19 protein-coding genes are annotated in these 22,037 nt (G+C 59.0%); 18 read left to right on the forward strand and 1 reads right to left on the reverse strand.

What is annotated here, in order from left to right; all coding sequences use genetic code 11:
• Window positions 1–91 precede the first annotated feature (91 nt).
• Window positions 92–1,879, reverse strand: coding sequence for an Rqc2 family fibronectin-binding protein (locus G4C92_RS00115; protein WP_274940610.1), 1,788 nt, complete (start codon window positions 1,877–1,879; stop codon window positions 92–94).
• 144 nt (window positions 1,880–2,023) lie between these two features.
• On the opposite strand from G4C92_RS00115, the gene G4C92_RS00120 reads away from it, so the two are divergent.
• From G4C92_RS00120 to G4C92_RS00205, 18 genes are all read left to right on the forward strand, one after another.
• A complete protein-coding gene (locus G4C92_RS00120; RefSeq protein ID WP_274940611.1) occupies window positions 2,024–2,887 on the forward strand; it encodes a YicC/YloC family endoribonuclease in 864 nt (287 codons plus the stop codon).
• Window positions 2,888–2,908: 21 nt separating this feature from the next.
• Window positions 2,909–3,541 (forward strand): guanylate kinase, encoded by a 633-nt coding sequence (gene gmk, locus G4C92_RS00125; protein WP_274940612.1) that lies wholly within the window; start codon window positions 2,909–2,911, stop codon window positions 3,539–3,541.
• A 6-nt stretch (window positions 3,542–3,547) separates the two neighbouring features.
• Window positions 3,548–3,811: a DNA-directed RNA polymerase subunit omega gene (rpoZ, locus tag G4C92_RS00130; protein ID WP_274940613.1), complete on the forward strand. Its 264-nt coding sequence runs from the start codon at window positions 3,548–3,550 to the stop codon at window positions 3,809–3,811.
• A gap of 12 nt (window positions 3,812–3,823) precedes the next feature.
• Window positions 3,824–5,161: a 30S ribosomal protein S12 methylthiotransferase RimO gene (gene rimO / locus G4C92_RS00135; protein ID WP_274940614.1), complete on the forward strand. Its 1,338-nt coding sequence runs from the start codon at window positions 3,824–3,826 to the stop codon at window positions 5,159–5,161.
• Between the two features lie 53 nt (window positions 5,162–5,214).
• The gene (gene pgsA / locus G4C92_RS00140) at window positions 5,215–5,757 is read left to right on the forward strand and encodes a CDP-diacylglycerol--glycerol-3-phosphate 3-phosphatidyltransferase (protein WP_274942029.1); all 543 of its coding nucleotides are present in this window, start codon (window positions 5,215–5,217) and stop codon (window positions 5,755–5,757) included.
• A 99-nt stretch (window positions 5,758–5,856) separates the two neighbouring features.
• Window positions 5,857–7,068, forward strand: a complete 1,212-nt coding sequence (locus tag G4C92_RS00145) for an NADP-dependent isocitrate dehydrogenase (protein ID WP_274940615.1) — start codon at window positions 5,857–5,859, stop codon at window positions 7,066–7,068.
• A 33-nt stretch (window positions 7,069–7,101) separates the two neighbouring features.
• On the forward strand, window positions 7,102–9,036 hold the full coding sequence (gene abc-f, locus G4C92_RS00150; RefSeq protein ID WP_274942030.1) for a ribosomal protection-like ABC-F family protein: 1,935 nt from the start codon (window positions 7,102–7,104) through the stop codon (window positions 9,034–9,036).
• Window positions 8,987–10,669, forward strand: coding sequence for an NAD(P)H-hydrate dehydratase (locus tag G4C92_RS00155; protein WP_274940616.1), 1,683 nt, complete (start codon window positions 8,987–8,989; stop codon window positions 10,667–10,669). The genes abc-f and G4C92_RS00155 overlap by 50 nt, the downstream gene beginning before the upstream one ends.
• Before the next feature lie 69 nt (window positions 10,670–10,738).
• Entirely contained in the window at window positions 10,739–11,905 is a 1,167-nt protein-coding gene (alr, locus tag G4C92_RS00160; RefSeq protein ID WP_274940617.1) for an alanine racemase, read from the forward strand.
• Window positions 11,902–12,753: a hemolysin family protein gene (locus G4C92_RS00165; protein WP_274940618.1), complete on the forward strand. Its 852-nt coding sequence runs from the start codon at window positions 11,902–11,904 to the stop codon at window positions 12,751–12,753. Before alr ends, G4C92_RS00165 begins: the two co-directional genes overlap by 4 nt.
• 3 nt (window positions 12,754–12,756) lie before the next feature.
• Window positions 12,757–13,491 carry a YebC/PmpR family DNA-binding transcriptional regulator gene (locus G4C92_RS00170; protein ID WP_274940619.1) on the forward strand — a complete coding sequence of 245 codons (735 nt, stop codon included), beginning with the start codon at window positions 12,757–12,759 and terminating at the stop codon, window positions 13,489–13,491.
• 58 nt (window positions 13,492–13,549) lie between these two features.
• Window positions 13,550–14,425: an undecaprenyl-diphosphate phosphatase gene (locus G4C92_RS00175; RefSeq protein WP_274940620.1), complete on the forward strand. Its 876-nt coding sequence runs from the start codon at window positions 13,550–13,552 to the stop codon at window positions 14,423–14,425.
• Window positions 14,426–14,490: 65 nt separating this feature from the next.
• Window positions 14,491–17,286 (forward strand): FtsK/SpoIIIE family DNA translocase, encoded by a 2,796-nt coding sequence (locus tag G4C92_RS00180; protein WP_274940621.1) that lies wholly within the window; start codon window positions 14,491–14,493, stop codon window positions 17,284–17,286.
• A gap of 40 nt (window positions 17,287–17,326) precedes the next feature.
• A complete protein-coding gene (locus G4C92_RS00185) occupies window positions 17,327–18,193 on the forward strand; it encodes an FN3 associated domain-containing protein (RefSeq protein WP_274940622.1) in 867 nt (288 codons plus the stop codon).
• 74 nt (window positions 18,194–18,267) lie between these two features.
• Entirely contained in the window at window positions 18,268–19,143 is an 876-nt protein-coding gene (locus G4C92_RS00190; protein ID WP_274940623.1) for a sulfide/dihydroorotate dehydrogenase-like FAD/NAD-binding protein, read from the forward strand.
• A gap of 77 nt (window positions 19,144–19,220) precedes the next feature.
• Window positions 19,221–20,615, forward strand: coding sequence for an NADPH-dependent glutamate synthase (gltA, locus tag G4C92_RS00195; RefSeq protein WP_274940624.1), 1,395 nt, complete (start codon window positions 19,221–19,223; stop codon window positions 20,613–20,615).
• A gap of 161 nt (window positions 20,616–20,776) precedes the next feature.
• Entirely contained in the window at window positions 20,777–21,256 is a 480-nt protein-coding gene (gene rlmH, locus G4C92_RS00200) for a 23S rRNA (pseudouridine(1915)-N(3))-methyltransferase RlmH (RefSeq protein WP_274940625.1), read from the forward strand.
• A gap of 177 nt (window positions 21,257–21,433) precedes the next feature.
• Window positions 21,434–22,015 carry a hypothetical protein gene (locus G4C92_RS00205; protein ID WP_274939363.1) on the forward strand — a complete coding sequence of 194 codons (582 nt, stop codon included), beginning with the start codon at window positions 21,434–21,436 and terminating at the stop codon, window positions 22,013–22,015.
• Window positions 22,016–22,037: the final 22 nt, after the last annotated feature.

Raw genomic sequence — 22,037 nt, forward strand, 5'->3', positions numbered from 1 at the left:
AACACGCGCCGGCGTGAACCGGCGGGCAAAAGGAAAGACGGATCCGATGAGCGGTCCGTCTTTTTCTTATCCGTATCCTGATCCGATGTCTTCAGACGCGGTCGGCGCGCCGGATCCCCGAGATATCCGGCACCGCCATCAGGGAATAATTGGTATGGTAGATCACGAATCCCGGCTTCCCGCCGTTCTTCTTCTTAAGCTGCTTCCGTCTCGTGTAGTCGACCTCCACCTTCGGCGCGTTCCGCTTCGACGAGTACCAGGCGGCCAGCGCGCCCGCTTCCTCGAACGTCCGGTCCGGCACTTCACGTCCGCCGCAGCGGACGATCACATGACTTCCCGGCGCGTTCTTTGCGTGGAACCACCAGTCATTCCCGTTCGCGGTGCGGAAGGTCAGATCCTCGTTCTGATAATTGTTCCGGCCGACCAGCATCTCAAATCCGTCGGAGGAAACATAGGCGTAAGGCGCCGCCTTCGCCGCACGCTTCGCCCCTTTGGAGGAAGAGGAGCGGCTGTGAATAAAGCCATAGTCCGACAGCTCTCTTCGGATCTCCGACAGATCCGCCTCGCTCTCGGCCAGATCGATGGCAGTCAGAATGGATTCCAGCTGCTCCCGGTCGCCGGCCGTCTCCTCAAGCTGGTCCTTCATCGCCTCCTCTGTCCGCTTGAGTTTGTTGTAGCGCGCGAAGTAGTGCTGCGCGTTCCCGGAAACCGTCATCGTCGGATCAAGCGGCACCGTGACCGGCTCGCCGGTGTAGTAATTCGTGCAGGTGAGTTCCCGGTCGCCTTCCTTCGCCCCGTATCCGTAGGTGTTCAGCATCTCTCCGTAGATCCGGTAGCGGTCCTTTTTCTCCGTGCTCTTCATCTGCTTCTGCTGGAGGATGAACTTCTTGTTCACGCGTTCGAGGGCAGTGGATGCGAGATGACGGAGATCGGCCGACTTCTGACGCATCCGCGTTACCTGCTCCTTTGCGCCGTAGTAATCGAGGAGCATCCGGCTGACGCTGTCTTCCGTCCGCATGCTGAATCCCTCGTGCGCGTACATGCGGAGAGGCAGGACGCCGAATTCCTTCGGGACGCCGTTTTCCGCCACGATCGCCGGACGGAACACGCCGTTCTTCACATCCGTCATACCTCTGACGAACGCCTCCGCCAGCCGTCCGCGCGTATCCTGATCAAGATCCGCCCAGCTCATCCGCGGATCGGCTTCCGCCTCATAGGCAAATTCCTCGGCCTGAACGGGGGCGATGCCGGTGAACGCCTCCGTCAGCGCCTTCGTGATGCCCGCGGCCGTCTCCTCCATCCTGGCCGTGAAGATCCGGACGGCTTCATCCTGCCCGGTCCGGTCCGACACGGCGCACTTCAGCGGGTCGGTCCGGCCGCGCTGGGCGGTGATGAACCAGTGCCTGCCGGGCAGAACCTCCCGCACCGAGCTCATGGAGGACGGCACGCGCCGGATACTGTCGATGATCGTATCGGTCTCATCGGTGAAGATCAGGTTGCTGTATTTCCCCATCAGCTCGAGGATGAGCTTTTTCTGCCGCAGGTCGCCGAGCTCGTCCCGATGCTCAATCCGGAGAATCACGATTCTCTCGAGACCCGGCTGGGTGATGCTGACAATGCGTCCGCCCTGAATATGCTTCCGGAGCAGCATGCAGAAATTCGGCGCCGTGATGGGCGCCTCCTTCTTTCCGTCCGCCAGATAGATCAGCGGAAGAGATGCGTTGGCGCTCAGAACGAGATAATACGTTTTTTTCTGATTCTTGATAAGAAGCTGCAGCTCGTCCTTCTCGGACTGGATGATCCGGCTGATGCCGCCGTCCGTCAGGGCGTCGGAGAGCTCTTTCACAACCGCTGCCGTGGTGATGCCGTCAAATGCCATAGATACCTTCCTTTCCGGGTCGACTCATTATACCACAGGCAGTCCGTCCGCGCGCCGTTTTCACAGGCAATTGACGGAGTACGGGAATTGCGCTAAGATAATCTGGATTATCTGTGCGCAGCACAGACAGCAAGGAGAATTCCTATGATTCGAAGCATGACAGGTTACGGACGGGCGGAAGCCGGCGGCTGCGCCGCGGAGATCCGCTCCGTGAACAACCGGTATCTTGATCTCACCGTTCATCTTCCCCGGTCCCTGTCCTTCCTTGAGACAAGGATCCGCAGTCTCGTCAAAGAATCCGTCGGACGCGGCAAGGTGGATCTTTTTATCACCACGGACGGCAGCGCATCCGGCCAGGAACTGGTCTGCAACGAAGAACTCGCCGGATCCTATGTCAGCGCGATGCGCAGGATGGCCGGAGCCTTCGGTCTTCCGGACAATATCCGCGTGACCGATCTTCTGAAGGCTTCCGACGTCTTCACGTTCCGTCCCGCCGGGACGGATGAGGAGACCGTCTGGTCCGGCCTCGCTCCTGTCCTTGAAGAGGCGGTCAGTGCCTTCAACGAGGCGAGAGAGGGCGAAGGGGAACGGCTGGCTTCCGATCTCGGATCCCGTCTTGACGAGCTGGCTTCTCTGACTGCTGCGGTCCGGGCTCACGAGCCGGAGATCCTCGACGCCTACCGCACCCGCCTGAAGACGACTCTTTCGGAGCTTCTTGACGGCCGCGGCGTGGAGGAATCCCAGATCGCGTCGGCCGCCGTCATCTACGCTGACAAAATCTGCACCGATGAGGAGACGGTCCGGCTCGAGAGCCACATCGCCCAGATGCGGGACGTACTGACCAGGGGCGGCAGCGTCGGCCGCCGTCTGGATTTTCTGGCCCAGGAGATGAACCGTGAGGCGAACACCACACTCTCCAAGGCGGGCGATCTCGTCACGGCGGATCTCGGCATCGCGATGAAGACGGACATTGAAAAGATCCGCGAGCAGATACAGAATCTGGAATAAGGAAAGGCAGGCGGCTGCATTTTGAAAAAGAAAGGAATTCTGATCGTCGTGTCCGGTTTCTCCGGATCGGGAAAAGGCACGCTGATGAAGCAGCTTCTGAAGGAATTCGAATGCTATGCGCTCTCGATCTCGGCGACCACGAGAGCTCCGAGAGAGGGAGAGGAAAACGGGCGCGACTATTTCTTCGTCACGAAGGACTGCTTCCGCCAGATGATCCGGGAGGGCGCGCTCTATGAGTACGCCAGCTATCAGGACAATTACTACGGCACGCCGAGGCAGTATGTGGACGACCGGCTCGCGGAGGGAAAGGACGTGATCCTCGAAATCGACGTCCAGGGGGCGGAGAAGATCAAGCAGCGCTTCCCGGATACGGTTCTTGTTTTCGTCACGCCGCCCAGCGCGGAGGAGCTGCGGAGGAGACTGGTCGGCCGCGGCACCGAGACCATCGAGAAGATCAACGGCCGTCTCGCACGGGCAGTCGAGGAAGCGCGCTTCATGCCGTTCTATGATTATGTGCTGATCAACGATGATCTTGCGCTCTGCGTGAAGGAACTGCATTCGATCATCCGTTCGGAGCACATGAAGGCCAGACGAAGTCAGGAACTGATCATGACACTGACCGATGAACTCGCTCAGATTACGAAAGGAGAATGAACAACCATGATGATGCATCCGTCCTACAGGGAAATGATGGAAGCCGTCAACGCAGACAGTGAGGACGACACGACACCGATCGTATCGAGCCGCTACTCGATCGTGATGGCCACCGCCAAGCGTGCGCGCCAGATCGTGGACGGCGACGCGCCGCTGATCGATGACGCGGAGGGAAGAAAGCCTCTTTCCGTTGCGGTGGACGAGATTTATCAGGGCAAGGTCAAAATCCTTCCCGACGAGATTCCCGATGACATGGAAGACAAAAAATAACAAGGATAGTCTATGAAGCTTTTCATGGTATCACTCGGCTGCGACAAGAATCTGGTGGATTCGGAGCGGATGCTGTCGCTTCTGGCCGACCACGGGTTTGAACTGACAGACGATGAAAATGAGGCGGAAGTGGCAGTCGTCAACACCTGCTGCTTCATTGATGAGGCCAAGAAGGAGAGCATCGATCAGATCTTCGAGCTGGCGAATCTGAAAAAGACCGCCCGTCTCCGCGTGCTGGTGGCCGCCGGCTGCATGGCCCAGCGCTACCGGGACGAAATCCTGCAGGAAATTCCCGAGATTGACGCGATCGTCGGCACCACAGGGCTCGACGGGATCGCCGACGCGGTGGACGCGGCGCTGAGAGGACAGAAGAACGCGCATATTTCCGACATCAGCAAGGATCCGCCCCTCCGCCCCGGCCGCCGCGTCCTGACGACCGGCGGACATTTCGCCTACCTCAAGATCGCGGAAGGCTGCGACAAGCACTGCACCTACTGTGCGATCCCTTCTTTCCGCGGCGCCTACCGGAGTTTTCCCATGGAGGATCTGATCACGGAGGCGGAGGAGATTGCCTCCCGCGGAGTGAGAGAGCTGATCCTTGTAGCACAGGAGACGACGCTCTACGGAACGGATCTGACCGGCCGCCCGATCCTTCACGAGCTGCTGAAGCGGCTCTGCCGGATCGAAGGGATCGAATGGATCCGCATTCTCTACTGTTACCCGGAGGATATCTATCCTGAACTGATCGACGTGATGGCCTCGGAACCGAAGATCTGTCACTATCTGGATCTCCCGATCCAGAGCGGTTCCGACAGCGTGCTGAAAAGAATGAACCGGCACACAACCTCGGATGAGATACGCCGTCTGGTCGGCCGCCTGAGAGAACGGATGCCGGACATCGTGCTCCGGACGACGCTGATCACCGGCTTTCCGGGCGAGACAGAGGAAGAGGCGGATGAGACGCTGGCCTTTGTCCGCGATATGAAGTTCGACCGTCTTGGAGTCTTCATGTACTCAAGAGAAGAGGGAACGCCCGCGGCGCAGATGAAGCCTCAGCTCACAAAGGCGGTGAAGAAGCGGCGCATGGACGCGATTATGTCGCTTCAGCAGGGCATCTCCCTTGAAAAGAACATCGGACGGAAGGGTATGGAGCTGGATGTCTTCGTCGAAGGCTCGCTGCCTGAGGAGGACGGTCTTGTCTACGCCGGACGCGGCTACGGCGACGCGCCGCAGGTGGATGGCTTTATCTTCTTCACCGCTCTCCGGGAGCACGTCACAGGCGACTTTGTCCGAGTCCGCGTGACGGAAGCGTCCGCCTATGACCTGAGAGGCGAAGAGATCGGATCATGACAAAAGACTGAAATGGCAGAGAGAAAGGAATAGAGATGGAAACGCTGAAACAGATGAACCTCCCGAACAGACTGACCTGTCTCAGGATGGTCATGATCATCCCCTTCGTGATCGCGATGCTTGTCGGCCGCGCACAGGGCCCGTGGATGTGGACCGCGCTGATCCTGTTTGTCGGCGCATCCTTCACGGATATGCTCGACGGACGGATCGCCCGCTCGAGACATCTGATCACCGATTTCGGAAAATTCATGGATCCGCTGGCTGACAAGCTTCTTGTCTGCAGCGCGCTGATCTGTCTCATCGACCTGAACCGGATTCCGACCTGGGTCGTGATCATCATCATCGCGCGTGAATTCATCATCAGCGGCTTCCGGCTGGTGGCTTCCGACAACGGTGTCGTGATCGCCGCCAGCTGGTGGGGAAAGACGAAGACGGTTTCCCAGATGGCGATGATCGTCCTTCTGATCATCAATTTTCCGTCCGGCCCGCTGTATGGGCTCGGACAGGTTCTGATCTATGCCGCCTGCGCGCTGACCGTCATCTCGCTGTGCGACTATCTCTGGAAAAACCGTCAGGTTCTGTCCATGCAGAAATGACGGATATCTTGCAGCCATGACAGCGGAGCGGGAGATGAACGGATCTCTCTCTCCGCCTTCGCTTTGCCGCCACAACCTCATAAGAAAGGAAAACCGAAAATGAAGAGAATCAAGATGACGACGCCTCTGGTGGAGCTCGACGGCGACGAGATGACCCGTGTGCTCTGGAAAATGATCAAGGATGAGCTGCTGACCCCCTATATCGACCTGAAGACGGAATACTATGACCTCGGTCTTACGCACCGCGACGAGACGGACGATCAGGTGACGAAGGACGCGGCCGAAGCGATCCGGCGATACGGCGTCGGCGTCAAATGCGCGACGATCACGGCGAACGCGGCCAGAATGGAAGAGTACCATCTGAAGAAGATGTACAGAAGCCCGAATGGAACGCTCCGGGCGATGCTTGACGGCACGGTCTTCCGCGCCCCGATTCTCGTGAAGGGAATCGAGCCGTGCGTGAAGAACTGGAAGAAGCCGATCACGATCGCCCGTCACGCCTACGGCGACGTATACCGGGACGCCGAGATCCGTGTTCCGGGAAAGGGAACCGCGAAGCTTCTCTTCACGGCCGAGGACGGAACCGTTACAGAGAAGAAAATCTTTGATTTCGAGGGACCGGGCGTCCTGCAGGGCCTCTACAACATCGATTCCTCCATCGAGAGCTTCGCGCGGAGCTGCTTCTCTTTCGCGCTCGGTGTAAAGGAGGATCTCTGGTTCGCCGCGAAGGACACCATCTCAAAGGTTTACGACGGAGAATTCAAAGCGGTCTTCCAGCGCGTCTATGAAAAGGAATATAAAGAAAAATTCGAACAGGCCGGTATCCGTTACTTCTATACGCTGATCGACGACGCTGTGGCAAGGATCATGAAATCTGAGGGCGGAATCGTCTGGGCATGCAAAAACTATGACGGAGATGTCTTCTCGGATATGCTTTCCTCCGCTTTTGGATCGCTCGCGATGATGACCTCCGTTCTCGTCTCTCCCGACGGGTGCTACGAGTATGAGGCGGCCCACGGAACGGTTCAGCGCCATTACTACCGGTATCTGAAGGGTGAGCCGACCTCCACCAACTCGGTGGCCACCATCTTCGCGTGGACCGGCGCGCTGAGAAAACGCGGCGAGCTGGATCGGCTCCCGGAGCTGTCCGCTTTCGCGGATGCGCTGGAAAAGGCCACTCTCGACACGATCGCCGGCGGCACGATGACAGGCGACCTCGCACGGATCACGACACTTCCGGATCCGAAGACGGTCGACAGCCTCGGCTTCATTCAGGCGGTCCGCGCCACACTGGAGGCGGAACGTTCCTGAGACGGCAGCCGGAGACAAACGCGGAAGGCAATGATGATACTCAATATCGCAGAAGTAACCAAGGCCTTTGACGGAAAGGAGATCCTGAAGGGCGTCTCCTTTCATGTCGAGGCAAACGAAAAAGCGGCGCTGGTCGGCGTCAACGGCGCGGGCAAATCCACGCTGCTAAAGATCATCATGGGGGAAGAGACGGCGGACAGCGGACAGACCGTGCTCGCGAAGGATGCGCGGATCGGCTATCTCGCCCAGCATCAGGCTCTGACCGGGGACGAGACCATTCTGAACCAGCTGATGAGCGTCCGGCAGGATCTCCTTGATCTGGCGGATTCGATCCGTGAAAGCGAACTTCAGATGACCCGGCTGAGCGGGGATATACTCGAGGAAGAGATGAAGCGCTACGCCCGAATGACGGAAGCGTTTGAGCGGGGCGGCGGCTACGCTTACAGGAGCGAAGTCGTCGGCGTGCTCAAGGGACTCGGCTTTTCGGAAAGCGACTTCACGAAAACGGCAGGCGAGCTGTCCGGCGGGCAGAAGACGCGCGTGGCGCTGGGACGGCTCCTTCTCACGGCGCCGGACATCATCCTCCTCGATGAGCCGACCAACCATCTCGACATGCATTCCATCGAGTGGCTCGAGACCTATCTCATGAATTACCGGGGCGCCGTTCTGATCGTCTCGCATGACCGCTATTTCCTGAACCGGGTTGTGACGAAGGTCGTGGAAATCGAGAACGGACATGCCCGCACCTACAGCGGCAACTACGACGCCTTCAGTGAGAAGAAGGAAATGCTCCGGAAAGCCGCCTACGCCGCATGGGTCAACGCCGAGCGCGAGCGGAAGCATCAGGAGGAGGTCATCACACGGCTCAAGTCCTTCAACCGTGAAAAATCGATCCGCAGGGCTGAGAGCCGTGAGAAAATGCTGGCGAAGATGGAGTCTCCCGAGAAGCCGGCGGATGCCGACGATGAGATGACGCTCCGCTTTACGCCGCGGCTTGAAAGCGGCCGGGATGTGCTGACCGTCGACGGGCTGACAAAGCGTTTTGACGGCGTCACGCTGTTTTCCGGACTGCACTTCGAGATCCGCCGGGGCGAGCATGTGGCGCTGATCGGGAACAACGGCACGGGCAAGTCGACCATCCTGAAGATTCTGAACGGTGTCATCCCGCCCGATGACGGAACGGTTGCCTACGGCAGTCAGGTGGAGGTCAGCTATTACGACCAGGAGATGCAGGTTCTGGACAGCTCGAAGACGATCTTCGATGAGATCTCCGACGATTATCCCGCCATGACCAACACGGAAATCCGCACAAAGCTGGCCGCCTTCCTTTTTACGGGCGAGGATGTTTTCAAGCGGATCGGTTCTCTTTCCGGAGGCGAGCGGGCGCGTGTCTCCCTCTGCAAGCTGATGCTCTCCGACGCGAACTTCATTATGCTGGACGAGCCGACAAACCATCTGGACATCACGTCAAGAGAGGTGCTGGAAAGCGCGATCCGCGCCTATGATGGCACCGTTCTCTGCGTCTCCCACGACCGGTATTTCATCAACCGGACGGCCACCCGGATTCTCGACCTGACGGAGCATCAGCTGCTGAATTATATCGGCAACTATGACTACTACCTCGAAAAGAAGGCTGACGTAGAGCGGGCCGCTCTGGGCGATACGGAATCCGGAACGGAGACGGAAACGGGCGAATCCCGGGCGAAGCTCGACTGGAAAGCCCGGAAGGAAGAGGAGGCCCGAAAGCGGAAGCTGGCCTCCTCACTCCGGCGGACAGAAGAGGAGATCGAGAACCTCGAACGGGAAGACGCGGAGCTGGACAAGGCTTTCGAGGATCCGGCGGTCGCCACCGATCACGAAAAGCTGACGGAGCTGAGCCGCCGGAAGGAAGCGATCGCATCCGACCTGAGCGCCGCCTATGAACGGTGGGAAAAGCTTCAGTCGGAAGCAGACGCGGAGGACGCCTGAAGACCGCGCTTTGCGCGGACAGATCAGGACGAATGCCGGACGGAACGGTCTTCAGAAAGGAAAGGACGGAAACGCGATGCTTCATATCGTGACGGCGGAGGAAATGAAGGAGATGGACCGCCGCGCCATCGAAGAAACCGGGATTCCTTCTGCTGTGCTGATGGAGCGGGCCGCGCTGGCGGCAGCTGACGCGGTGACGGAGGCGCTTGCCGACCCGGAACGATTTCCCGTGAACCGGGACACTCCCTCTGTGCTGGTCATCGCCGGGCCCGGCCGCTGCGGCGGAGACGGCATCGCCTGCGCCCGGATTCTTCATCTCCGCGGAATCGGCTGCCATATCCAGCTCGCCGGCGATCCGGAGCGTCTGGCGCCAGAGACGGCGCAGCAGCTTCGAATCGCCGGAAATCTCGGGATTCCCGTTTCCCGTGACGAACCGATCGGGGATTCCGGTCTGATCGTCGACGCGCTGTTCGGCATCGGGCTCAGCCGTCCGGCGGAGGGCGAGTTCGGGGCGCTGATCCGCTCGATGAACGAAAGCCGCGCTTTCGTCGTGTCAGTGGATATTCCCAGCGGACTGAATGCGGATGACGGGCAGCCCGCCGGATGCGCGGTCCGGGCTGATGTCACTGTCACGATGCAGCTTCCCAAGCGCGGGATTCTGCTCGATCCCGGCCGCCTTTACTGCGGTCGTCTGGTGATCGCGGACATCGGAATACCGGACTGTGCCCCGGAACCGGCCGGCCGCCCGGTATTCGCCATGACGAACCAGGATCTCGCTGATCTTCTGCCGAAACGCGCACCGTCCGGAAACAAAGGTACGTTCGGAAGGGTTCTTCTTGCCGCCGGTTCCGACGGGATGGCCGGTGCGGCCGTACTCTCGGCCCGTTCCGCAATCCGGAGCGGCGCCGGGATGGTGAAGGTGCTGACCGATGCCCGGAACCGGGTCATCATCCAGACCGCAGTTCCGGAAGCGCTTTATGCCGGTTACAGCACGGCGGAAGAAGCGGAAGCGGCGGTCCGCGTCTCCCTCGGATGGGCGGACGCGGTGGCGGCCGGGCCCGGTCTCGGGACCGGTTCCGCGGCCAGCGCCATTGTGCGCTGTCTGCTCTCGGAGGCGGATATCCCGCTGGTTCTTGACGCGGACGCGCTGAATCTGATCGCCGGAGACCCGTCGCTGCGGGCTCTGCTGTCCGCCCATAATGGGCCGGTCACGCTGACGCCTCATATGGGAGAGATGGCACGGCTGACCGGCCGTTCCGTCCGGGAGCTCAAACAGAACCGCTTCGCCGCGGCTGCGGCTCTCGCATCAGAGACAGGCGCCGTCGTGGTGCTGAAGGACGCACGGACCGTGACCGCGGTTCCGGACGGCCGGCTCTTCCTGAATCTGAGCGGGAACAGCGGGCTCGCGACAGCGGGCAGCGGAGACGTGCTCACGGGACTTACGGCCGGGCTGCTCGCCGGCGGAACGGATCCTTCCGTGGCGGGCGCGCTGGCTTCTTTTCTTCACGGTCTGGCCGGTGACGCGGCTGCCTCGCAAAGAGGACAGCGGGCGCTCACGGCCGGTGAGCTGCCGGACGCGCTCGCGTCCGTGCTGAAAGAGGCGGAACGGCGAACGGACACCCTTTTCCCGTGAAGGATGCCGGAGACAGAAGGAAAAGAACGGAGCATGCGGAATGACGGAACAACAGGAGGCATCCGTAAAATGAAAAAATACAGCAGAGTTGTCGCTGAGATCAGCTATAACGCCATTGATCACAATTTCGCCCTGATGGCATCAAAGCTGAAGCCCGGAACACGCATCATCGCAGTGGTCAAGGCGGACTGCTACGGCCACGGGGCTGTTCAGATTGCCCGCCGTATTCATGAGCTTCCTTATATCTGGGGATTCGCCTGCGCGACGCCTGAAGAGGCGATGCAGCTGCGCTACAACGGAATCCGAAAGCCCATTATCCTGCTGGGATACGCCTTTCCGGAATCCTACGAGGATCTCATCGATTATGATATCCGTCCCTGTGTCTTCGATCTGGAATCGGCCAGGGCTCTTTCGCACCGGGCCGGCATGCTGGGACACCAGGTGCGCGTCCATATCGCCGTGGACACAGGTATGGGACGGATCGGATTCCAGCCGACTGAAGAATCCGCGGACATCGTCCGTGAGATTTCGCTGCTCCCGGATCTTGAGATCGAAGGACTGTTCACTCACTTTGCGCGGGCGGACGAGCCGGATATCGCGCCGGCGAAAGAGCAGCTTGCCCGTTACCGCACCTTCCGCTCCATGCTGGACGCCCGCGGCGTACGGATTCCCCTCTGCCATGTGAGCAACAGCGCCGGGATCATGCGGTTTCAGGAGGCGAACCTTGATCTGGTTCGTGCCGGCATCACGATTTACGGGCTGATGCCCTCCGATGATGTGGCGTCGGAGATGACCGGTCTCATGCCGGCCATGACGCTGAAGAGTCATCTGACATTCGTGAAGACGCTGCCGAAGGGAAGCCCGGTCAGCTACGGCGGGACGTATGTCACACAGGGCCCCACCCGGATCGCGACCGTCCCGGTCGGCTATGCGGACGGTTATCCGAGGCAGCTTTCCGGGAGAGGCTGGGTCCTGATCCGCGGCCGCCGGGCTCCCATCACGGGCCGGGTCTGCATGGACCAGTTCATGGTGGACGTCACCGGGATTCCGGACGCATCCGTCGGCGATGAGGCGGTCCTTCTCGGCACTCAGGGAGAGGAACGAATCACCGCGGAACAGCTCGGACGGATCAGCGGCCGCTTTAACTACGAGTTCGTCTCGCTGATCACGAAGCGGGTTCCGCGCAGCTACATCCTCGACGGGACGGTGATGGAACAGGTTGATTATTTCAAATGAGTATGGTAAATTTTGATATGTTCAAAAAAAAGCACCGGTCCGATGCCGAAAACGATGCCGATGAGGAAATCATGTCTGTCGTCGACGAGGCCCACGAAAAAGGCGATCTCGAACAGGACGAAGCCGATATGATCGAGAATATTCTCTCTTTCGGCGACACGGACGCCAGAGATATCATGACCCGGCGGAGCGATATCCGGGCTCTTGACGGAAGCCTCACGCTTGAGGAGGCGGTGAGAAGAGTGCTGGATTTCTCCAATTCCCGCTTTCCCGTCTACCAGGGAAACATCGACACGATTCTCGGGGTCGTGACGTTCCGCGATCTGATGAACAAGTATATCCGTTCGCCGGAAAACCGGACCATTGCCATCGAGGATATTCCCAAGCTGATCCGCGAGGTGTCCGTCATTCCGGAAAGCCGTCCGATCGACAGCATCTTCCAGTACATGCGCAGCAAGAAGGTTCAGATCGTCATTGTGGTCGACGAATACGGCCAGACCTCCGGTCTGGTCGCCATGGAGGATATCCTGGAGGAAATCGTCGGCAATATTCTTGATGAGTATGATACGGATGACCATTTCATTCAGCGGAGCTTTGACGACAGCATCATCATGGACGGAATGACGCCGCTTGAACGGGCCGGTGAGGTTCTGAAGTGCGATTTCAGCGGAGAGGAATACGAGACGCTGAACGGTTATCTGACCGCCCTTCTGGGACATATTCCCACAGAGGCGGATCATACGGTAGCCGGGAAGAAGTTTCTGTTTCATATTCTGAAAGTCGATCACCACACAATCAGAAAAGTAAGGGCGGAGAGACAGCCCGCCGCAGCCAGGAAGGAGAACTGAATTATGTCGGGACACTCAAAATTCGCGAACATCAAGCACAAGAAGGAAAAGAACGACGCGGCCAAGGGAAAGATCTTCACGATCATCGGCCGTGAAATCGCCGTGGCGGTGAAGGAGGGCGGACCGGATCCGGCCAATAACTTCAAGCTGGCCGCGGTCATCGCGAAGGCGAAGGCGAACAACGTTCCGAACGATACGATCGAGCGCGGAATCAAGAAGGCGGCCGGAGACACCAACGGCGCCAATTACGAGACGCTGACCTATGAGGGCTACGGCCCGGGCGGTGTGGCGATCATCGTGAAGGCGCTGACGGACAACAAGAACCGGACCGCCGCGGATGTACGCGCCGCTTTTTCCAAGGGCAACGGCAATCTCGGCACCAGCGGCAGCGTCTCGTTCATGTTTGACGAGAAGGGTCAGATCATCATCGACAAGGAAGAGTGCGAGATGGAAGCCGACGACCTCATGATGGCGGCGCTGGATGCCGGAGCGGAAGATTTCAAGGATGACGGCGACAGCTATGAGATCATCACGGATCCCGCGTCCTTCGAGGAAGTGCGCAAAGCGCTGGAAGAGCAGAAGATCCCGATGGCTTCCGCCGAGGTGACCATGATCCCCCAGAATTATGTCTCCCTCACGGATCCGGCGGACCGCGGCTCACTGGAGAGAATCCTCGATCTCCTCGATGAGAGCGACGATGTTCAGGACGTCTATCATAACTGGGACGGAGAGGAATGAAAAACCGGCTCCGCCGGTATGACAGACCACGGCAATTCCCAAGGCTGAGAGGGCGGACATGGATTTTCTGATTTCGATTCTTCTGGGTGTCGTGCAGGGGCTGTCCGAGTTTTTCCCGGTGAGCTCCACCGGTCACCTGGTCATTCTGGAACGTCTGAGCGGTTTTTCTGCGCCGGCTCTCACGTTCCATGTTTTTGTGCACATGGGAACGTGGCTGGCCGTGCTGCTGTCCTTCAGGAAGGATATCCGGCGCCTTCGGAAAGCGGCGTTTGGCCTGATCGCCGATGTGCGGTCATTCCGGAAGGCGGCGAAAGCGGCCGGCGGGCAGCAGCCGGATGTCCCGCCGAAGCCGGCGGTCACGCGGACAAATTACCGCCACCTTGTGCTGATGCTGCTTGCGGCGCTCCTTACGGTTGTGCTGATGGGACTGGCGCTGGACCGCTTTGTCTGGCAGGTTTCCTATTCTCTCTTCGGAACAGGTGTAGGTTTTCTTATCTCGGGGATTGTGCTGATGGTGACAGACAGAGTCGCTCCGGGGGAGACGGTGCCCCGCGATCTGCCTGTGGCGTACGCGATCCCGATCGGACTTGCCGCGGGATGTGCGCTGTTTCCTGGAATCTCCGTTACAGGCGTCGTGATCTGCGCGTGCATTTTCTCGGGCATGAACCGGAAGAACGCGATCCGTTTCGCCTATCTGCTTCAGACTGCCGTGGTTCCGGCCGCGTTTGTGTACGAGCTGGCTGACAGCATCCGGGCCGGCATTCTGACGCCGCACGCGATCGGGCTCTGCCTTCTCGGATTCCTCTTCGCGGCGCTGACCGGCATCCTTGTGATCGGCCGGCTTCTCCGCCGCATGCAGCGCGCACGCTTTCAGAATACGGCCTGGTACTGCCTGATAATCGGTCTGGCAGGGATACTTCTCGCTCATGTCTGACGGACGGCGCGTCATATCCGGGCAGCTCGGATCGTAAAAGGCGGCCATACAGGGAAGGAGATTTCATGGCATCTTCCAGCAGGAAGAAAACGTCATCCAGAAAGAAAACGGCGCGTCGGGCGCCGGCAAGGCGCACAGGCGCCGGAAAGCGTACCGCACGTTCGAAGGCGGCCAGCGCAGCCGCAAAGGAGGCAAGACGGATCCGTATGGAAATCCGCCTCTGCCTCGTTCTTGCGTTATCCGTGCTTCTTGCGCTGGCCAACGCCGGCATCATCGGGCGGTTCGGAGCGGTGATGAGCGACGCTCTTTTCGGAGTATTCGGGCTGATGGCCTATGTTTTTCCCTTTGTGCTTTTTTTCGGCTGCGCTTTCTATGTCGCCAATCGCGGCAATCCCCGGATTTTCCGGAACATGCTGGGGCTGATCCTGCTGTTTTTGTTTCTCGCCGCTTTTCTTGAGCTGATGACGGTGAAGATCAGCCGCGATATGCCGTTCGCTGATTTCTACCGGATCTCCGCCTCGGAGCGTACCGGAGGCGGCATCACAGGAGGCGTCATCGCGTGGTGCTTTTTCTGGTTTTTCGGCCTCATCGGAGCCTATGTGCTCACGATCTGCGGCATCGTCATCGCTTCCGTCATTCTCACACAGCAGCCGCTCCTGAGTGAGCTCGGCACAAAAGGACGACAGGCGGCCGTCCGCGCGAGGGAAAAGAGCGCAGCGCGGCGCAGCGAGAACCGCCTCGCCCGTGAAGCCGAGCGGGATGAATGGGCGCGTGAGGAAAAAGCCCGGATCGCCCGCCGTGCGAAAGCGGCGAGAGCGGAAAAAAAGCCGCCGGACGAACCGTTCCGAAGCAGCGGAAAATCCCGCCGGACGGTTCCGGGATCGGGAACCAGTCCGCTCGATTATGTGACCCTGACGCCTCCCGCCAAAGGGCCTGTACCGGTAGAAAAATATGAGATGCCGTCCTTTTTGAAAAAGAAACCGGAAAAGCAGGAACTTTCCGGAGAGGCGGACGCACTCTTCGCCGATGACTCCCGCGATCTCTTCGCGGATATGGGAGTGGCTCCGCTCCCGGAAGACGTGGAAATGCAGCCGCCCGCCGGAACGGAAGACCCGGAGACAGCCCGTTCCGTCCGTTCTTCTTCGCAGACGAGCGGAATGGAGGGTGCCTTTTCCGCTGACTCTCCGTCCGCCGCGGCGCCGGAAAGACAGGCTGTCCCGTCTTCCCGCGCGGAAACGGAACGTACCGTTTCCACGAAAGAAACGGCCGGTGACGGCACAGCTTCCTCCCGGAAGAAGAAGACCGATCCGGGCGCGGAGGATATCCGGACAATTCAGGGCGAAATCAGCAGGGGCGAGACTGAGAAAAAGGCATTCACCCTTCCGCCTGTCTCCCTCCTGACCAGGGGCCGCGCCGCGAAGCAGGACTCCGAACGGGCTCTGATGACGACCGCGCAGAAGCTTCAGCAGACGCTCCGTGACTTCGGCGTCAATGTCCGGCTCCAGGGCGTAAGCCGGGGTCCCACCGTCACGCGTTACGAGCTTCAGCCGGAGCAGGGCGTGAAGGTCAGCCGGATTCTCAGTCTTCAGGACGACATCAAGCTGAATCTGGCCGCCGCGGAAATCCGCATTGAGGCGCCGATTCCCGGAAAAGCGGCCGTAGGGATCGAGGTTCCGAACAAGGAGCCGTCGCCCGTGATGCTGAGGGAGATCATCGAATCGCCGGAATTTACGCAGAGCCGCGCCCATCTGGCGTTCGCCGTCGGCAAGGACATCGGAGGGAGGCCCGTCGTGGCTGATATCGAGAAGATGCCGCATCTGCTGATCGCCGGCGCCACAGGCTCCGGCAAATCGGTCTGCATCAACACGCTGATCATGAGCATTCTCTTCAAATCCAAACCGGATGAGGTGAAGATGCTGATGATCGACCCGAAGGTAGTGGAACTGAAGATCTACGACGGGATCCCTCACCTGCTGATTCCGGTGGTCACCGATCCCCGCAAGGCCGCCGGCGCCCTCAACTGGGCGGTGCAGGAAATGACGAACCGTTACAAGAAATTCGCCTCCTATCCCGGTGTGCGCGACATACATTCCTATAATGAGCGAATCCGTCAGCTGAACCGGGACGTATCTGACGGCGAAACCATCCCGCCGATGCCGCGGATCGTGATCATCGTGGACGAGCTGGCGGATCTGATGATGGTGGCATCCTCCGAGGTGGAGGATGCGATCTGCCGTCTTGCCCAGCTGGCTCGGGCAGCCGGAATCCATCTGATCATCGCAACACAGCGGCCTTCCGTCAATGTTGTGACCGGACTCATCAAGGCCAATATGCCGTCACGCATCGCACTGGCGGTCGCCTCCGGAACCGACAGCCGCACCATCATTGATATGAACGGCGCGGAGAAGCTGCTGGGTCACGGCGATATGCTGTTCTATCCGCAGGGCTATCCGAAGCCTGCGCGCGTACAGGGCTGCTTCGTCTCGGACGGCGACATTTCCAAGGTCGTCGAATATTGGGTTTCACAAGGCCGGGATCAGGAGTATAATACAACCGATGTCTCGCAGACGATCGAGGACAGCATCGCGCAGAACGCGGCCGGATCGGCACCCGGCGCAGCAGGAGAGAATGACCGGGATGAGTTCTTCGCGGAGGCCGGTCAGCTCATCATAGAGAAGGAGAAGGCATCCATCGGCATGCTCCAGCGGGCTTTCAAGATCGGCTTCAACCGTGCGGCCCGCATCATGGATCAGCTGGCCGAGGCGGGCGTCGTCGGAGGGGAGGAAGGAACCAAGCCGCGGAAGATCCTGATGACGATGGATGAATTCAGTGCGCTTCTTTCCGGACCGAAAGATTCATGAGACAGCCGGCGGTCCGCACCGCCGATGAGGAGTCAATGATATGAAATGCTCGAACTGCGGTTTCGAGATTCCCGACGGTAAGCTGTACTGTCCTCGCTGCGGCAAGGAGGTACAGCTTGTTCCGGATTTTACGTCCGTCAGCATGGAACGGGAACGTCTTCTGCGCGCCCGGGCCGAGGAGGAACGGCGGCGCCGGGAGGCGGAGGCGGCTGAATCAGAGCGCCGCGTGCGGCCTCTTGTCGCGCTCTTCAAGACGGCGATGACCGTGATCATCGCCGCCGGTCTTACGTTCCTGATGCATTACTATCTTACCGTTCACGAATCGGAAACGTTCTCCGGTCAGAGGCTCGCCGCCATCAATGCGTACGAGGCACATAACCTGAAAACCGCGCAGTCCGCTGTCAGCCGGGCGCTTGAGCTGCGTCCGCGCTCAACGGAGATGGCAATCCTCAAAGCCGATATTCTCACGGAAAGCGGCAGAATCAGCGAGGCGCTCTCTGTTCTCGAGGATCTGATTGAAAGCGAACCGGATGAGATCAGTGCATGGGAGAAGCTCATCGGGATCCGGATCGAGGAGGGCGACAACACGGAGGTGGCAAGGCTCGTTGAGCAAAGCCGCTTCGAATCGCTGACTGAAAAATACGCGGACTATCTCGCTGATCCGCCTACTTTCTCGCTGATCAACGGCAGAACGTATCCTTACGGAACATCGCTTACAATCCGTTCGGCATCGGGAACCATCTACTATACCACGGACGGTTCGGTGCCGGATGCCCACAGCACAAAGTACACCGGACCGATTCCGCTCGACGCCGGGACCAACCGGATCGCCGCCGTATGCATCAACAGCAAAGGCGTAGCAAGCAAGACCGTCAAGGCAGTGTACAACATCCGCAAAGCAGAGTAGACGCGCCGGAGCTCGTCCGGAAGCGCAGCAGGGTGATGTATATAGAGGAAACATGAAGGAATGGAGGAAAAACTATGTACAGGATTCTTTTAAAAAGGCAGCTGAGCGCGGTTGTCTGGGAAATGGTGGTTGAAGCACCGCTGATCGCCAGCCATTGTCTTCCGGGCCAGTTCCTGATCGTCAAGAAAGACGAGGTCGGAGAGCGGATTCCGCTCACCATCTGCGATTCCGATGCCGAGAAGGGAACCGTGACAATCGTCTTCCAGCCGGTGGGTGTGTCGACGATGAAATTCTGTGAGCTTGAAGCCGGCGATGCCTTCGAGGATGTGGTCGGTCCGCTGGGCCGTCCGTCGGAAATCTGCAGCATGAGCGAGGAGGAACTGAAGTCGAAGAAATTCCTTTTCGTCTGCGGCGGAGTGGGAACAGCGCCGGTTTATCCTCAGGTCAAATGGCTTCATGAGCGCGGCATCGGAGCCGACGTGATTATCGGTTACCGCACGAAGGACCTGATCTTCTACGAAGACGAGATGAGAAAGGTCGCCGCCAACGTCTATGTGACGACGGATGACGGCTCCTATATGCACAAGGGCGTGGTCACCACGGTCATCGACGAGCTGGTCGCGGAAGGAAAGGAATACAATCACTGCGTCTGCATCGGGCCGATGATCATGATGAAGTTCTGCTGCCTGACAACTGCCAAGTACAACATCCCGACCATCGTATCCATGAATCCGATCATGGTCGACGGAACGGGCATGTGCGGCGCATGCCGTCTGACCGTCGGGGATGAGGTAAAATTCGCCTGCGTCGACGGACCGGAATTCGACGGCCATAAGATCAACTGGGCCGAATGCATGAAGCGCGCCGCGATGTACAGAACCGAAGAGGGCGAGGCGAAGACCCGGTATCTGGAAGGCAAAACCCATGAGGGCGGCTGCGGAAACTGCTGATCTTTTCGCGGAATGAACGGAAATAAAAGCACACGGGCGTATCTGGGCGCACGTGAAATACGGAGGAATGGATAACGATGGATGATGTGCTGAAGAAAGTCCCTGTCAGAGAACAGGATCCGAAGGTCAGGGCCTGCAATTTCGATGAGGTCTGCCTCGGCTATACAGAGGAAGAGGCGGTGGAAGAGGCTTCCCGCTGCCTGAACTGCAAGAAGGCGAAATGCATCACGGGCTGTCCGGTGAATATTCATATCAATGAGTTCATCGCGAAGGTGAAGGAGAAGGATTACGCGGCGGCGTACCAGATCATCTCGAAGTCGAGTTCCCTTCCTGCGGTCTGCGGCCGTGTATGTCCGCAGGAGACGCAGTGCGAGGGACAATGCATCCGCGGCATCAAGGGCGAGGCGGTTTCCATCGGAAAGCTGGAACGTTTCGTAGCGGACTGGGCCCGCGAGAACGGGATCCGTCCGGAGGTCACATCCCCGAAGAACGGTCATAAGGTCGCCGTGGTCGGCGCCGGTCCTGCCGGTCTGACCTGTGCCGGTGATCTCGCGAAGATGGGATACGATGTGACCATCTTCGAGGCACTTCATAAGGCCGGCGGCGTGCTTTCCTACGGCATCCCGGAGTTCCGTCTGCCGAAGGACAAGGTGGTGGCACCTGAAATCGCCAATGTAGAGGGACTCGGCGTCAAGATCAACACCGACACGATTATCGGCCGCTCCGAAACGGTGGACGAGCTTCTCACAAAGGACGGCTTCGAGGCGGTCTTCATCGGCTCCGGCGCCGGACTTCCGATGTTCATGCATATCCCGGGGGAGACGTCCAACGGCGTGTTCTCCGCCAATGAGTTTCTCACCCGGAACAATCTGATGAAAGCGTTCCGCGAGGACTATGACACGCCGATCTACCGTCCGAAGAAAGCGGTTGTGGTCGGCGGCGGAAACGTCGCGATGGACGCGGCGAGAACGGCTCTTCGGCTCGGCGCCGAGGTTCATCTCGTCTACCGCCGTTCCGAGGCCGAGCTTCCGGCCAGAAAGGAAGAGGTCCATCATGCGAAGGAGGAGGGAATTCATTTTGACCTCCTGACCAATCCCGTGGAGATTCTGTCCGACGATAACGACAATGTGCGCGGAATCCGCTGCATCCGGATGGAGCTGGGCGAGCCCGACGCATCCGGAAGAAGACGCCCGGTTCCGATCGAGGGCTCCGAGTTTGAGATGGAATGTGACGCTGTCATCATGTCGCTCGGCACGTCTCCGAACCCGCTGATCTCCTCCACCACAGTGGGTCTTGATGTCAACCGGAAGAAGTGCATCATCGCGGATGAGACAAGCGGAAAGACCTCGAGAGAGGGCGTCTACGCCGGCGGCGACGCTGTCACCGGCGCAGCGACCGTCATCCTGGCGATGGGTGCCGGTAAGGCAGGTGCCCGCGGCATCGATGAATTCATCCGGTCCAAGAACGCCTGACTGACAATTTTCAGCCGATCCGGGGCCGCTGTGCCGTGGTCCGGAGATGAGGCAGGGAGCGGAACCGTTTCCCCGGTTTGCTCCTTCTGCCGTATCTCCGCCCGGTGCGGCGGCCCCTTTTGCCCTGTGCAAGGGCATCCGTGCCCGAAAAGGAGTCTGCTGTGAAAATCCGGATTGTCTGCGTCGGAAAGATACGGGAGCGTTTCTTTCGCGACGCCGTCAGCGAATATGTCAAACGGCTCAGCCGCTACGCCCGCGTCTCCATTGAGGAGGTCGCCGACGAGAAGACGCCGGACGGAGCCGCGGCCGGCGAAAACGCCTCCATTCTGACGCAGGAGGGCGGACGCATCCTGAGCCGCCTGTCCCCGTCTGACCATGTCATCGCCCTCGCGATCCGCGGGACGCCCTGTACGTCGGAAGCCTTCGCTTCGCATCTTGGCGGTATGATGACGAACGGCGTGAGTAGCATCACCTTCGTCATCGGCGGGTCGCTGGGACTGGACCCGCGGGTACTGGCGCGCGCGGACGAGCAGCTCAGCTTTTCGTCCTTCACCTTCCCGCATCCTCTGATGCGGGTCATCCTCTGCGAGCAGATCTACCGTGCATTCCGCATTATTCGTCACGAACCCTACCACAAGTAACCGCCCTGCCTTCCCAGGGCTGTTTCATGAAGAGAAATTAAGATAGGTTACATCTCAGTTTTTATCGGGGATAGCGATTGATATACATGTCAATTGCTACCCTCGATTTTTTTGCATTGTAGAGGTATAATGTCTTTATAGTATAGGTATATGCCACCTATACAGAAAGGAGGCATTATGCAGAAGCTGGATAAAGTCTATCCAGAGTGGGTGCAGAAGTTTCGGACGAAAGGAACTACTGTGAAGAAAAAAGGAGACGCTTATTATCTTTACAAGCGTACTTCAAAACGTGTGCCTGGCAAAAAATACCCGCAGCCGGTCGACCGTTATCTCGGAAAGATCACACCGGACGGAGTGATCAAAAGTGACATGAGGAAAGTATCTGTCAGTTCCATTGAGGTAAAGGAATACGGTTTTTCAAAAGCAGTATGGGATCTTTGCCCGGAAGATTGGAAAAAACCTCTTGGGGATGATTGGGAAGATGTCCTTCGGATCCTGATCAAAAAGGATTCTCCGAATACATTTCTGGGAAAGGAGTATGTCATCAAAGATGAGGATGAATTCCGCTATCAGTTCGCGGCGCAGAAGTCATCTCTCATCCGGCGGATCTTCAAGGCAACGGGGATCGAATGGGAAGAACTCACTTCCCTGAATACGATATATAAAGTTTATCTGGAGAAAGAGGCAGTCATCTCCAGGATCACATCCGAGCAGAAAGCCCTGTTGGAACGGGCCGGGATAGAACTGGAGGTCGGCTAAGCTGTTGGGGCTGCCTGCTATG

The sequence above is a fragment of the Chordicoccus furentiruminis genome (assembly GCF_019355395.1).
GTDB classification, from domain to species: Bacteria; Bacillota; Clostridia; order Lachnospirales; family Lachnospiraceae; genus Chordicoccus; species Chordicoccus furentiruminis.